Annotated in this window: 13 protein-coding genes; 7 read left to right on the top strand and 6 right to left on the bottom strand. The window is 64.0% G+C overall.

Annotated elements, in window-relative coordinates; genetic code table 11:
• Positions 1-11: 11 nt before the first annotated feature.
• Positions 12-218, bottom strand: a complete 207-nt coding sequence (locus tag ACVIN2_RS28025; RefSeq protein ID WP_027519981.1) for a hypothetical protein — start codon at positions 216-218, stop codon at positions 12-14.
• A 118-nt stretch (positions 219-336) separates the two neighbouring features.
• A complete protein-coding gene (locus ACVIN2_RS28030) occupies positions 337-543 on the bottom strand; it encodes a YdcH family protein (protein ID WP_027519980.1) in 207 nt (68 codons plus the stop codon).
• Positions 544-870: 327 nt separating this feature from the next.
• Between ACVIN2_RS28030 and ACVIN2_RS28035 the strand changes: the two genes are divergently transcribed.
• Positions 871-1,050, top strand: a complete 180-nt coding sequence (locus ACVIN2_RS28035; protein WP_007596254.1) for a YdcH family protein — start codon at positions 871-873, stop codon at positions 1,048-1,050.
• A 166-nt stretch (positions 1,051-1,216) separates the two neighbouring features.
• Here the strand turns inward: ACVIN2_RS28035 and ACVIN2_RS28040 are convergent, their stop codons facing one another.
• The gene (locus ACVIN2_RS28040; protein ID WP_456768046.1) at positions 1,217-2,320 is read right to left on the bottom strand and encodes an NAD(P)/FAD-dependent oxidoreductase; all 1,104 of its coding nucleotides are present in this window, start codon (positions 2,318-2,320) and stop codon (positions 1,217-1,219) included.
• A gap of 202 nt (positions 2,321-2,522) precedes the next feature.
• On the opposite strand from ACVIN2_RS28040, the gene ACVIN2_RS28045 reads away from it, so the two are divergent.
• The 6 genes from ACVIN2_RS28045 (at position 2,523) to ACVIN2_RS28070 (ending at position 10,295) form a co-directional block, all read left to right on the top strand.
• A complete protein-coding gene (locus tag ACVIN2_RS28045; RefSeq protein ID WP_456768047.1) occupies positions 2,523-5,210 on the top strand; it encodes a sensor domain-containing protein in 2,688 nt (895 codons plus the stop codon).
• Positions 5,211-5,350: 140 nt separating this feature from the next.
• A complete protein-coding gene (locus ACVIN2_RS28050) occupies positions 5,351-6,811 on the top strand; it encodes a glycerol-3-phosphate dehydrogenase (protein ID WP_456768048.1) in 1,461 nt (486 codons plus the stop codon).
• A 74-nt stretch (positions 6,812-6,885) separates the two neighbouring features.
• Positions 6,886-8,055, top strand: a complete 1,170-nt coding sequence (locus ACVIN2_RS28055; protein ID WP_456768049.1) for an ABC transporter ATP-binding protein — start codon at positions 6,886-6,888, stop codon at positions 8,053-8,055.
• Positions 8,052-8,966, top strand: a complete 915-nt coding sequence (locus ACVIN2_RS28060) for an ABC transporter permease (RefSeq protein WP_456768050.1) — start codon at positions 8,052-8,054, stop codon at positions 8,964-8,966. Before ACVIN2_RS28055 ends, ACVIN2_RS28060 begins: the two co-directional genes overlap by 4 nt.
• Positions 8,967-8,970: 4 nt before the next feature.
• The gene (locus ACVIN2_RS28065; protein WP_456768051.1) at positions 8,971-9,783 is read left to right on the top strand and encodes an ABC transporter permease; all 813 of its coding nucleotides are present in this window, start codon (positions 8,971-8,973) and stop codon (positions 9,781-9,783) included.
• Between the two features lie 14 nt (positions 9,784-9,797).
• A complete protein-coding gene (locus ACVIN2_RS28070) occupies positions 9,798-10,295 on the top strand; it encodes a DUF6622 family protein (protein WP_456768052.1) in 498 nt (165 codons plus the stop codon).
• Here ACVIN2_RS28070 and ACVIN2_RS28075 read toward each other — a convergent pair whose 3' ends face one another.
• The 3 genes from ACVIN2_RS28075 to ACVIN2_RS28085 form a co-directional block, all read right to left on the bottom strand.
• Positions 10,296-11,288, bottom strand: coding sequence for a hypothetical protein (locus tag ACVIN2_RS28075; protein WP_456768053.1), 993 nt, complete (start codon positions 11,286-11,288; stop codon positions 10,296-10,298).
• Positions 11,289-11,401: 113 nt separating this feature from the next.
• Positions 11,402-12,253, bottom strand: coding sequence for a carbohydrate ABC transporter permease (locus tag ACVIN2_RS28080; RefSeq protein ID WP_106942006.1), 852 nt, complete (start codon positions 12,251-12,253; stop codon positions 11,402-11,404).
• Positions 12,250-13,122 carry a carbohydrate ABC transporter permease gene (locus ACVIN2_RS28085; RefSeq protein ID WP_456768054.1) on the bottom strand — a complete coding sequence of 291 codons (873 nt, stop codon included), beginning with the start codon at positions 13,120-13,122 and terminating at the stop codon, positions 12,250-12,252. Before ACVIN2_RS28085 ends, ACVIN2_RS28080 begins: the two co-directional genes overlap by 4 nt.
• Between the last annotated feature and the right edge of the window lie 10 nt (positions 13,123-13,132).

The following is a 13,132-nucleotide window of genomic DNA, read 5'->3' on the forward strand; positions in this document are numbered from 1 at the left end:
ATAGCTGACAGTCAGGCGGCGCTGCTCTTGCTGCGCGAGGTCTCCGGAATGCAACCTGCGGAAACCGCCGCCTGCAATTCCTCCAGCTCGGCCTCCAGATATTCATTGGCCATGATCAGCGCCTTGATGGTGCTGCGCAGATTGCCGTCGCACATCGCGATCGCCTGATCGCAGGCTTGTTCATAATGGCCGTTGTCGAGAAGGGCGGCTGCCGACATCTGCGTTTTCCTTGGACGGTTTTCCCGGGGGCGGTGGTGCTCAAATGTTCTTATTTTGTTCCTTTCGAGTCAAGCGGATTCACAGGCGGCGGGTCGCCGTGAGCTGTCCTCCTGTGGATCAGGCGATGATGTCGGGCGTGATCTGGTCTTCGATGAACGCGATACGGTCACGCAACAACAGCTTGCGTTTCTTCAACCGCTGTAACCGCAACAGGTCGGGGGCGGGCGATTGATGCAGTGCATCGATCGCCGCATCAAGATCTCGGTGTTCCTGGTGCAACCGGGCGAGCTCGGATTCGAGTTCGCGCGCATCTTCATTGGTCATGTCTGCGGTGGCCGAAAAACCGATAGGCGTGAGATTAAGGCTGTGGATGCCCTGTGGAAACTATCGTCCTTGCGCGCCGTGATCGCAAGCGATCTCGGGCTGTCCCGCGTCGATCTCCCGCGGGATATTTCTGCGGTCGCTCCGACGTTGCGCAAGCGCATTGATATCACAGATTTTTCCCGCGTGGTTCCCTTACTCACGCTTCGTTACATATGAATTTTCAAAAATGACAGTGCGACGACGGATACCCATCGACAGAACGAATCGGTGATGTACACTTCGTCGTCCGGTCGAATCCAAGGTTCACCCCTACCGAGGAGGTTTCGAATGACAATTCAGGCACATCTGGTTGAATTGGAACGGAAGCATAAAACTCTCGAAAACGAATTGCACGAAGCTCTCGTGCACCTTTCAACAGACGACCTGCAAATTGTTGAGTTGAAGCGCCGGAAGTTGATGGTCAAGGACCAGATCGAGCGTCTAAGGCACGGCGACACGCTCCACTAGTAACCCCCGTAACAGCGTAGAGTTGATCGCACCCTTCAAGCAGGGATGAGAGCCTTTGCGCTCATCCCTGCTGTAAGGTGCGCACCGTGCAAGGATTGCGCGGCTCTAGCTTCTTGTCTGGACGCGGTTCTTTACGCGCAACCGGAATCCAATTCGCTCTAAACCACTAGATGTTTGCGAGCTCCGCGACGTGATCCGCGATCGCGAGCGATGACGTCAGTCCGGGCGACTCGATGCCGAACAGATTGATCAGGCCGTCGACGCCGTGATCGCGCGGGCCCTGCATCAAGAAATCCTGCGTGGCCACCGCCGGCGGCACGATCTTCGGGCGGATGCCCGAATAGCTCGGCATGAGCGCACCGTCAGGCAGCGTCGGCCAGTATTTGCGGATGGCCGGGTAGAAGCGCTCGGCGCGTGACGGGTCGACCTCATAGTCGATCGTCTCGATCCACTCGACGTCGGGGCCGAAACGTGCCTGTCCTGCCATGTCCAGCGTCAGATGCACCCCTAGCCCACCGGGCTCGGGCACCGGATAGATCAGGCGCGAGAACGGTGCCCTGGCATTGCAGCTGAAGTAGTTTCCCTTGGCGAGGTAGGCCGTCGGGATCTGTTCCAGCGGCATGCCCTCGATGTTGCGCGCCACCGTGGTCGCCGAGAGCCCGGCGGCGTTGACGAGGAGGCTGCATTGCAGCGTCATCGGCGCTTCGCCGCCCGCCTCAATCTCGATCACGCCGGCGGTCGCCTTGGCACGGATCAGCGGGGTGTGAAACGCGAAGGCAGCGCCCGCGTCCTCGGCTTCGCCGCGCAGCGAGAGCATGTAGGCGTGGCTGTCGATGATGCCGGTCGACGGCGAGAGCAGCGCGGCGTCGCAGGCGAGCGCCGGCTCCAGCGCACGTGCCGCATCGCCCGTTAGCAACTGCATGTCGAGCACGCCATTGGCCTCGGCATGCGCCTTGATCGATTGCAGCTTCTCGGTCTCTTTCGGATTGGTCGCGACGATCAGCTTGCCGCAATTCCTGTGCGGGATGCCGCGCTCGGAACAGTAACGGTAGAGCGCGTGCTTGCCGTCGACGCACATGCGCGCCATCCAGCTTCCGGCGCGGTAGTAGATGCCGGCATGGATCACCTCGCTGTTGCGCGAGGAGGTGATGGTGCCGATGGCCTCGGCTTGCTCGAGCACGATCACCTCGCGCCCGGCTTGCGCCAGCTTTCGAGCCACCGCGAGCCCGATCACGCCGGCTCCGATGACGACGCAGTCGACCCTATCCATGGTTGTGCAGGACGTCAGCTCGAAGCGACCAAGGCCTCGCGCCTGGGAACGGCGGCGCGGGGGCGTTTTCCGTTAAGGAAGAATTTATCATGTCAGGGCAATTGCCGTATTTGATGCCACATTTTTCCGTTGCGCGTACAGGCGTTTACCCGATCCAAACCCGCCAGGCCAGACAATCCGACGTTGAAATCGCGGGTGGCTGATGGCTGAGAAGAACTGGCACGCGGGCAGCGCGCTTCCGATTGCGGTGCAGGCGGTCGTGTGCCTGGCTGCAGCGGTCGCGCCTGCGCGCGCCTTTGCTCTCTCGGACAGCTTCACCCCTCCGAGCTATCTCGGCGAGCTTGATCCCAACGTGATCTGGGAAGCCCTGATCGCGGGCGTCGTGATTTGCTCGTTCCTCGTCGCGATCGCGCTGTGGATCCATTCCTCGCTGCGCCGGACCAGGCGTCTGCAGCTGCGGCGCAATGCCTTCGTCTCCTCCGCGATGAACAATCTCAACCAGGGCGTGGTGATGACGGATGCGCAGCGGCGCATCATCTTCTGCAACGACCGCTATATCGAGATTTATGGCCTGGCGCGGTCGGATCTCTGGGCCAACATGAACGGCTACGAACTCCTTGAGCTGCGACGCAAGCGCGGGGTGCTCGGCGCCGCCTCCAACGACGAGTTCTACGAGAAGGCGGCAAGCACCAACGGCTTGATCACCGAACTGCCGGACGGGCGGGCCATCCTGGTGAAATATTTCGTGCTGCCCAACGGCGGCTCGGTGACGACGCATCTGGACGTCAGCGAGCAGCGCAGGCTGTCGCGGCAGCTCGCCTCCACCAAGCAGTTCCTGGAAACGGTGCTGGACAACGTGCCGGCCTGCGTGGCCGCGAAGAACATCGAGGATGGCCGCTACATCTTCGCCAACAGCGCCTATGAGCGCTTCTGGGGCTTCTCACGCGACCATGTCGTCGGCAAGAACGCGCGCGAGCTGTTTGCGCCGATCTCGGCGGCCAGCATCGAGGCGACCGACCGCACGGCACTCAATTCGCCGGACGGCCAGTTTCGCAACGAATTCGAGGTCGACCGCGCCGGTGAGCGACGCATGGTTGCCTCGATCCGGATCGTGGTCCGCAACGAGAGCAACAAGCCCGAATTCCTGATGCTCGTGTTCGAGGACATCACAGACCGCCGCTCGTTGTCGAAGGAGCTGGAGAGCACGAAGAAGTTCCTGGAGCTCGTGGTCGACAACATCCCGGTGGCCCTGATCGTCGAGCAGGTCAAGGACGGCCGCTACCTGCTCGCCAACCGCAGCGCGGAGACGATCCTCAACCGCAGGCGCGAGGAAGCCACGGGCCTGACCGCGTCCGACATCTTCAATCCCAAGGAAGCCAAGCTGATCATCGCGCGCGACGAAGCCGCGATCAAGAAGCGTGGGATGATCACCGAAGAGCACCCGATCTCCACCAAGGACGGGCTGCGGCTGTTCCTCACCCGCCGCGCCACCGTGCTGAGCGACACCGGCGAGCCGCAATATCTGATCAAGACCCACGAGGACGTCACCGATCGCCGGCAGACCGAGTCGCGCATGGCGCATATGGCCTACCACGACGGCCTCACCGATTTACCGAACCGTGCCGCTTTCCTGCAGGCGTTGACCCAGATGATCGAGGCCTGCGAGGGCACCGGCGAGGAGTTCGCGGTTCTGTGCGTCGATCTCGACGGCCTCAAGGAGGTCAATGACGTCTTCGGCCATGCGCACGGCGACAAGCTCCTGGTCGAGGTGGCCCAGCGGCTCCAGGATTCCGCGCGCGGCGGCGTGGTGGCGCGCCTGTCCGGCGATGAGTTCGGCCTGATCATCGACGGCAAGCAGCCGGAGGCAGGTCTCGCCCTGGCGCAGCAGATCGGTGATGCCATCGCTAAGGAATTCCAGATCGACGGCCGCCCGGTCCGCGCCGGTGTCACCACCGGCATGTCGATCTTCCCGCACAACGGCGCCGACGCAGCCTCGCTGCTCGCCAATGCCGGCGCGGCGCTGTTCCGCGCCAAGCAGAAATCGCGCGGCACGATCAGCCTGTTCCAGCCGGAGATGGACCAGCAGATCCGCGATCGCCGCGTGCTGCACCAGGACCTCTCGATGGCAATCAAGAATGGCGAGCTCTCGCTCGCCTTCCAGCCGCAGGGGACTGCGGGCCGCAGCGTCGCCGAGAGCGAGATCATCGGCTTTGAGGCGCTGGCGCGCTGGCAGCACCCGGTGCGCGGCCAGGTCTCCCCGGCCGAATTCATCCCGATCGCGGAGGAAAGCGGCCTGATCGTCGAGATGGGCGAGTGGATCCTGCGCGAGGCCTGCCGCGAGGCCGCCTCCTGGCCGACGCCGCTTCAGGTCGCGGTCAACCTGTCGCCGGCGCAGTTCATGCACGGCGACGTGGTCGGGCTCGTCCATTCCATCCTGCTCGAGACGGGTCTCGCACCCGGCCGACTCGAGCTTGAGATCACCGAGGGCGTGCTGATCGAGGACTTCGATCGCGGTCTTGCGCTGCTGCGCCGGCTCAAGGCGCTCGGCGTGCGCATCTCCATGGACGATTTCGGCAGCGGTTATTCCTCGCTGAGCTATCTCCAGGCGTTTCCGTTCGACAAGATCAAGATTGACCGCGCCTTCATCATCAATCTCGGCCGCAACCCGCAATCCGCGGCGATCGTGCGCGCGGTGATCGATCTCGGCCATGGCCTGGAAATGTCGATCGTCGCCGAGGGCGTCGAGACGCTGGAACAACTCGTCTTCCTCGCCGAAGAAGGTTGCGACGGCGTGCAGGGCTATCTGCTCGGCAAACCCCTGCCGATTGGGAAATATGCCGGCCTCGTCGGCCGCGCCGAAGTCATGGAGCTTGCGCTCAAGACCGGTTAGTGCGTTTTCGAGCGAAGTGGATGCCGGTTCGCGTCAAGAAAACGCGCCAAATTAGAATCTAGAGCCCCGTTCCGATTTCATCGGAACGGAAATGGCTCTAGTGATGGTGGGCGCTTCTTTCGCTCCCATTCGACGGCTTCATGGCGGATTACGACCTTGCGATCATCGGCGGCGGCCTGAACGGTGTCAGCCTCGCGCGCGATGCCGCCGGCCGCGGCCTGCGGGTCATCCTGTTGGAGCAGGGCGATCTGGGCGGCGCGGCGTCCTCGGCAACACCGCGGCTGATCCACGGCGATCTCTCGGTGCTGGAACGGCGCGGCTTCCGACGGGTGCGCCGGGCGCTCGCCGAGCGCCGGACCTGGCTCCGGATTGCGCCGCATCTGGTTCGGCCGATGCGCTTCGTGATCCCGGCGCATTCCGACGAGCGGCCACCATGGCTGCTTCGCATCGGCCTGCTCCTCTACGACAGCCTCACCAGCCGGAACGGCCTGCCAGCAACGGCGACCCTCGACATCACGCATCATCCGGTCGGCAACGCGCTGAAACGACCATTCGGCACGGCCTTCGAATATTCGGATTGCGTCGTCGACGATTCCCGACTGGTGGTGCTCACGGCACTGGATGCGGCCGAGCGCGGCGCCGTGATTCGGACTGGAGCGCGCTGTGTGCGTGCCGATCGAACCGACACATGGCGGCTCGCGGTGGTCGACCGCGGCCATCGCCACGCGATCACGGCCCGGGCACTGGCCAACGCCACCGGCGGATGGACGTCGATGGTTGCCGAGACCGTGCTGCGGCAGCCGCAACCCGCCATGGCGGCGATGCAGATGAGCCAGATCATCGTCCCGCGGCTGTTCGATTCCGATAACGTCTACGTCTTCCAGAACAGCGATGGCCGGCTGATCTTCGCGAGTCCCCTCGATCGCGAGTTTACGCTGATCGGCACAATCACGCACGATTTCACCGGCGATCCCGCGATCGTCGCGATGCGGGGGGCCGACGTCGGCTATCTCTGTGAAGCGGCCAGTCGCTATTTCCGCGAGCGCGTCGCCCCGACCGACGTGGTGCGCGCGGTCTCCGGCGTCAACCTGACGCTTGCGTCCGCGCGCCGGCGTGACGGCACCACGCTGTTCCACGCGCGGCGGCGCAAGGCGCCGCTGATCACGATGTTCGGCGGCGACGTCACCACCTCGCGCCTCCGCGCGGAGCGCGCGGTGACGAAGTTGACGCCGTTCTATCCGATGTCGCCGCTCTGGACCGCAGGCGCGGCGCTGCCGGGCGGGGACTTCGCCTGGGATCGTTTCGATACCGAGGTCGATCTTGCGCGTGACCGCTGGCGCTTTCTGTCCGAGCCGCAAGCCCAACGCCTCGTCGCGGCCTATGGCTCGCGGCTGCCGGCTGTGCTTGCCGGGGCGAAGACCCGCGACGATCTCGGCCCCGCCTTCGGTCCCGAGTTGACGGGCGCCGAGGTGCGTTATCTCATGACCCACGAATGGGCGCGTTTTCCCGAGGACATCCTGTGGCGCCGCTCCAAGCTCGGCCTGACGATGTCAGCGCAGGAATGCGATGCGCTGGCTGCGTTCATGGCGAATCCGATGTGAACGAACGGCCTCTAACCGGTTGAGTGAGGGACGATCGGCCGCTAGCGTGCGGCGGGATTGGGTTGGCAGGGACCATGACTGACGAGTTGCCCAGAACAGACGCGGCTGCGGCTGCGGTCGCAGAGACGCAGTTCGCGGCCGGCGAGCCGCTGCTGCGCATCGAGGGCGTCGCCAAGACGTTCGGGACGTTCCGGGCCGTCGACGGCGTGTCGCTCGACATCAAGGCCGGCGAGTTTTTTGCGCTGCTCGGGCCCAGCGGCTGCGGCAAGACCACGCTTCTGCGCATGCTCGCCGGTTTCGAAGCGCCGGATCAAGGGCGCATCCTGCTCGGCGGCAAGGACATCGCGCAGGCGCTGCCGCATGAGCGGCCGATCAACATGATGTTCCAGAACTACGCGCTGTTTCCGCACCTGTCGGTGCGCGACAACATCGCCTTCGGCCTGAAGCGCGCCGGCATGGCACGCGCCGACATTGCCACGCGTGTGGCGGAGATGGTCGCGCTGGTGAAGCTCGAAGGGCTCGAGAACCGCAAGCCCGACCAGCTCTCCGGGGGGCAGCGCCAGCGCGTGGCGTTGGCGCGTGCGCTGGCGCGGCGGCCGCAGCTCCTTCTGCTCGATGAGCCGCTCGCAGCGCTGGACAAGAAGCTGCGCGGGAGTACCCAGGGCGAGCTGATGGAGCTTCAGCGTCGACTCGGCATGACCTTCATCATCGTCACCCACGATCAGGAAGAGGCGATGACGATGGCGAGCCGGATCGGCGTGATGAGGGAGGGCAAGCTCGCGCAGGTCGCTAGCCCGCGCGAGCTCTACGAGGCGCCACGCTCGCGCTGGATCGCGGAGTTTGTCGGCGACATCAACCTGTTCGACGCCGAGTCCAAATTGCGCGACGGTCATCGTCTGGTCATCGGCACGCGCGATGCGGGACCGCTGGTGGTGGCGGAGCCGCGCGAGCCGTTCGGCGAGGTCAGATCGTCGGTTGCGATCCGCCCCGAAAAGGTCAAGCTCTCGCGCCGTGGTCCGGTGAGGGAAGCCGGTCATGAAACGGCAATCAACCAGCTGGACGGCGTGATCGCCGACATCTGCTATCTCGGCGGCACCACCACCTACAAGGTGAAGCTCGACGCCGGCGGGATGCTGCAGGCTTCGGTCGCCAACAGCGCGCGCCTTGACGTCGACGCCTACAGCCTGAACCAGCCTGTCGTTGCCTGGTTCACGCCCGACGACTGCGTGGTGCTGCCGTCATGAGCGCGCGCCGCATCTTTGCGCGACCGGCTCGCCTTGCCGCGATCGCGCCCTATGTCTGGATGGTGCTGTTCTTCCTGGTGCCGTTCGGCTTCGTGCTGAAGATCAGCCTGTCGCAGACCGCGATCGCGCAGCCGCCTTACGAGCCGGTGTTCGACCTGATGGCGGGATGGGGGGCGCTGAAGGCCGCCTTTGCCGCGCTGTCGATCGACAATTTCAGGCTGCTCGTCTCCGACGATATCTACCTGTTCGCCTATGTGCGTAGCCTCACCGTCGCCGTTACTGCGACCGCGCTGTTGCTCCTGATCGGTTATCCCATCGCCTATGGCATGGCGCGGCTGCCGGCGCGCTGGCAGGCCGTGGCGATGGTGCTGGTGATCGTGCCGTTCTGGACCTCGTTCCTGATCCGGATCTATGCCTGGATTAACATCCTCCAGCATGACGGCCTGCTCAACCAGATCCTGCTGGCGCTGCATCTGGTCAGCCAGCCGGTGGTGTGGCTCTCCACCGACAGCGCGATGTATATCGGCATCGTCTATTCCTACCTGCCGTTCATGATCCTGCCGCTCTACGCCACGCTGGCCAAAATGGAGCCGGTGCTGGAGGAGGCCGCCTCCGATCTCGGCGCGCCGCGCTGGCAAGTGTTCTGGCTCGTCACGTTCCCGCTGTCGCTGCCCGGCGTCGGCGCCGGCGTGCTGCTGTGCTTCATTCCCATCGTCGGCGAGTTCGTCATTCCGGATCTGTTGGCCGGCTCCAATTCGCTGATGATCGGCCAGACGCTGTGGCTCGAATTCTTCACCAACAAGGACTGGCCGGTCGCCTCCGCCGCGGCCATCGTGCTGCTGGTGGTGCTGCTGGTCCCGCTGCTACTGTACGAACGGCTGCAGAAGCGGCAGCTGGAACAGGGGCGGTGAGGCGATGCGCAAAGTCTCCCGCCTGTCACGCTTCAACGTCGCCTCGCTCGCGCTGGGTCTTGCCTTCCTCTATCTGCCGATCCTGATCCTCGTCCTCTATTCCTTCAATGCGTCGCGGTTGGTGACGGTGTGGGGCGGTTGGTCGCTGCGCTGGTATCACGAGTTCTTCAATGACCGTGCCATGATCGAGGCGGCCTGGATGAGCCTGCGCGTTGCGGTCTCCTCCGCGACCATTGCGACCCTGATCGGCACGCTCGCCGCATTGGCGCTGTCGCGCGGCGAGCGGTTCCGCGGCCGCACCCTGTTCTCCGGCATGCTCTATGCGCCGCTGGTGATGCCGGAGGTGATTACCGGATTGTCGCTATTGTTGCTGTTCGTGGCGCTGAATGCCGAGCGCGGCTTCTGGACGGTGACGATCGCCCATACCACGCTCACGATGTGCTTCGTCGCCGTCGTCGTGCAGTCTCGCATCGGCTCGCTCGACCGCTCATTGGAAGAGGCCGCGATGGATCTCGGCTGCGATCCCGTACGCGCGTTCGTGGCCGTCACGCTGCCGCTGATCGCGCCCGCGATCGTCGCGGGCTGGATGCTCGCCTTCACGTTGTCGCTGGACGATCTCGTGATCGCGAGCTTCACCACCGGCCCGGGCTCGGCGACGCTGCCGATCCGGATCTATTCGGAGGTGCGGCTCGGAGTGAAGCCCGAGATCAACGCGATCTGCACGCTGGTGATCGCCTTGATCGCGGTCGTCATCGTGATCGCCTCGCTCGCCTCGAAACTGTCGAGCTCGCAGGGCGAGAGCGCGGCGCCGCTTTGAGAGAGGAGGCGGTGATGATTTTCGCCTATCAAGTCCTGGTGCATACGCCGGTCTGGGTTTTCGCACTGCTTGCCTATCTCATCTGGCAAGGTGTGCAGGCGATGCAGCCGCGCACGACGCCGATCTGGCGAGCGCTGATCGTACCAGTCGTGTTCATCGTCTGGGGGATCTCCCGGATCGGCTTCGGGCATCAGGACAACGCGTGGCCGCTGGTCGCATGGTTTCTGGCCGCACTCGCGCTGCTGCCGCTAGGCGTGCTGACGCCGCGCCCTTTCGAACTGGATCACGCGACCGGGCAGATCATCCGGCCGGGCAGTCCAATTGGTCTGGTCCGCAACCTGATTGTCTTCGCCTCGCAGTATACAGTTGGCGTGATCTCGGCGATCGATGCCGGCGATCGTGCGCTGGCCGTCATCGTCGGCCGCGCCATTTCGGGCGCGACCGCCGGCTATTTCATCGGTTCGACGATCGCGCTTCTGATCGCGTATCGCCGCAAGAGCGCGGTGGGATGATCAATGTGACCGGGATGCGCGTTTCACAGCCTTGGTGACTGTAGAACGCGATCGTGTCGCGGAGGCCGCGGCGGGCTCCGCGTATCGCGTGCGCACCGCGCCGTGAACGGCGGATCCAAGCTGCCGCAGCGCAAGGCTGTCGAGCGGAAATTCGAGCAGGATGTGGATCAGGCTTAGCGCCAGCAGGAAGGTGAAGCCGAAGGCGTAATCGTAGAAGTACAGTGCGGTCGAGACGGCGCTGGCCCCGGCCATCGCCGCCAGCCGCGCCTTCGGCACAGCGGTCCAGCGGATCACGTCGGCTTTGATGAACCAGTTGAGATAGTGATAGGTGTAAACGAAGGCGAGCAGGCTGGTCAGCCTGACGTCGAGGACGAGACCGGGCACGCCGAACAGCCGGCCGAGGGCCGGGCCGACATTGCCGAAGTAGTCCTGTCCGACGCGGGCAAAGCTCGCGATCCGGATTTCGGCGGTCGGCGGCAGCAGCAGAATCGTGGCGATCGCGACGAGGTAGACGGCCACGAGCGCGGCCTGCACGCGGCTACCGGACCGGTAGGCACCGAGCACCATGAAGATCAGCGTGAACAGGCAGACGTGGATCAGGGTCGGAATCAGGATGCCGATGACCGCGAGTGACGACCCGCTCGAATACATGATCGCGGACAGCGCGATGGCCGCCATGAACAGCAGCATGCTTTCGATTGCCGATGTGGTGGCCGCCAGCATGGCGCAGACGACCAGCGCGCCCCACATTGCGGAGCCGAACCAGGATGCGTTGTCGATCAGGGCCGCGACCACCGCGACAATCGCCAGGACAGCGGCAATCCCGCGGTGGGGCAGATAGTAGCTGCGATCGTGCAGCCACGAGATCTCGGTGAAATAGTGCGCCGGGCCGAGCACGACATAAGCCAGCAGCAACAGCTCGAACGGCACCAGATAGGACGCGGCGAGCGCCCCGAGCATCAGGCCGAGATGGAGTGCATCGTTGCTGCGCATGATGAGCCCGCTGGCTTTGCGGGCCGCAAGTTAGAGCAGGCGCGGACAACTTGCAATTGTCCGCTCACCTGCTCGAGCGCCGTGCTTGTGGCGAGCCGATCCGTCCTGCTGCGTCAGGATTTCACCGCACCCGCCGTGAGCCCGCCCACCATGTAGCGCTTGAAGGCGTAATAGACCGCGGCCGGCGGCAGCGCGTAGATGAAGCCGGTGGTCATCAACAGCTCCCACGGCGAGTCGTCGGCGGCCAGGAAGTTGCCGAGCGCGACCGGCAGCGTGATGTCGGTGTCCTTGGACAAGAGCAGGAACGCGTAGAGATATTCGTTCCAGGCCAGCAGCACGGCATAGGTACCGATCGCGACCAGCGAGGGCATCATCAGCGGCACATAGACCAGGCGGAACAGCTGCAGCGTGGTCGCGCCGTCCATCACGGCGGCCTCGTCGAGCTCGACCGGCAGCTTGTCGGACGCCTGCTTCAGCACCCAGATCGCGTAAGGCGAGGCGATCGTCACCATGGCCAGGATCAGCGACCAGTGATTGTTGAGCAGGCCGTAATTGCCCATGGTGCGATACATCGGCACGGCGAGGAACGCCGCCGGGATGAAGTAGGTGAACAGCGCGAGATTCATCACCCAGCGGCCGCCCGGCACCTTAAGCCGCGAGATCGAGAATGCGGCGGCGGTCGCGATGAACAAGGTCAGCGCGCCGGCGGCCAGTGCGATCACAGTCGAGTTCCAGAACTGGATCCAGAAGTCGCGCAGGAAATAGTGCTCCTGGTAGAACACGATGTGGAAGTTGTGCAGCGTCGGATGATCCGGCCACAGCTTGCCCGAGAACGCGTCCTCCTTCGGCGAGATCGCGAACAGGAACATGTGGTAGATCGGAATCATGGTCCAGATGAAGACCGGGATGCCGATCAGCAGGAGCTTGGCTTCGGTACCAACTTCGCGGAGGGTGGGAAGCTTCATCGCGACAACCGTTTCATCATGAAGTACATCAGCGGCAGCACGAACGGTATCGCGCAGACGATGGAGGCCATCGCGAGCGAGAGCTGGTCGAGCCGGAGATAGCGGATGCCGAGCGTCGACAGCACATGCGTGAGGTCGGCCGGCCCGCCGCCGGTAAGCAGATAGACGCTGTTGAAGTCGCCGAGCGTCCAGATCATCGAGAGCAGTGTGCAGGTGACGTAGAGCATCTGCATCGACGGCCAGGTGATGAAGCGGAATTTCTGCCACGGACTGGCGCCGTCGACCTCGGACGCCTCGTACAGATCCTGCGGGATCGCGAGCCGCCCGGTCAGCAGGATCAGCGTCCAGAACGGCAGCGACTTCCAGATATGCACGGCGATCGCCATGGTCAGCGCGACCGTCGGATCGTTCAGCCAGTTCGGGCCGTCATCGCCGGTGAGGGAGAAGATGAAATGGTTGACCATGCCCCATTCGGGATTGAGCATGAAGCGGACCGACAGGATGGTCGGGATCGACGGCACCGCCCAGGGCAGGATGAAGATCACCGACAGCCATTTGATCCAGGGGCGCTGCTGGGCGAAGAAGCCGGACAGGAACAGCGCGATCAGCATCTTCACGTTGATGCCGATGACCAGGAAGATCAGCGTGTTGACCGCGGCGCGCGCGAAGATCGGGTCGTTGTACAGCGCGACATAGTTCGCCGGATCGCGCGCCAGCCACAGGCCGTAGCCGACGGGATAGAGGACGAAGGCCAGGAAGACGAGTAGATAGGGCACAAGCAGCAAGATGCCCCAGACCTGCTGCGTGGTCAGGCGCGCCGACAGGGGAGGGGCTGGAATTGTGTCTGAGCTGGAAAGTGTGATCGCCATATCGCATACC

Source organism: Bradyrhizobium sp. USDA 3650 (assembly GCF_054057395.1).

Bases quoted from the DNA above. Each gene is read 5' to 3' on its own strand.
- ACVIN2_RS28025 (WP_027519981.1), bottom strand. From the start codon at position 218: ATGTCGGCAGCCGCCCTTCTCGACAACGGCCATTATGAACAAGCCTGC.
- ACVIN2_RS28030 (WP_027519980.1), bottom strand. From the start codon at position 543: ATGACCAATGAAGATGCGCGCGAACTCGAATCCGAGCTCGCCCGGTTG.
- ACVIN2_RS28035 (WP_007596254.1), top strand. From the start codon at position 871: ATGACAATTCAGGCACATCTGGTTGAATTGGAACGGAAGCATAAAACT.
- ACVIN2_RS28040 (WP_456768046.1), bottom strand. From the start codon at position 2,320: ATGGATAGGGTCGACTGCGTCGTCATCGGAGCCGGCGTGATCGGGCTC.
- ACVIN2_RS28045 (WP_456768047.1), top strand. From the start codon at position 2,523: ATGGCTGAGAAGAACTGGCACGCGGGCAGCGCGCTTCCGATTGCGGTG.
- ACVIN2_RS28050 (WP_456768048.1), top strand. From the start codon at position 5,351: ATGGCGGATTACGACCTTGCGATCATCGGCGGCGGCCTGAACGGTGTC.
- ACVIN2_RS28055 (WP_456768049.1), top strand. From the start codon at position 6,886: ATGACTGACGAGTTGCCCAGAACAGACGCGGCTGCGGCTGCGGTCGCA.
- ACVIN2_RS28060 (WP_456768050.1), top strand. From the start codon at position 8,052: ATGAGCGCGCGCCGCATCTTTGCGCGACCGGCTCGCCTTGCCGCGATC.
- ACVIN2_RS28065 (WP_456768051.1), top strand. From the start codon at position 8,971: ATGCGCAAAGTCTCCCGCCTGTCACGCTTCAACGTCGCCTCGCTCGCG.
- ACVIN2_RS28070 (WP_456768052.1), top strand. From the start codon at position 9,798: ATGATTTTCGCCTATCAAGTCCTGGTGCATACGCCGGTCTGGGTTTTC.
- ACVIN2_RS28075 (WP_456768053.1), bottom strand. From the start codon at position 11,288: ATGCGCAGCAACGATGCACTCCATCTCGGCCTGATGCTCGGGGCGCTC.
- ACVIN2_RS28080 (WP_106942006.1), bottom strand. From the start codon at position 12,253: ATGAAGCTTCCCACCCTCCGCGAAGTTGGTACCGAAGCCAAGCTCCTG.
- ACVIN2_RS28085 (WP_456768054.1), bottom strand. From the start codon at position 13,122: ATGGCGATCACACTTTCCAGCTCAGACACAATTCCAGCCCCTCCCCTG.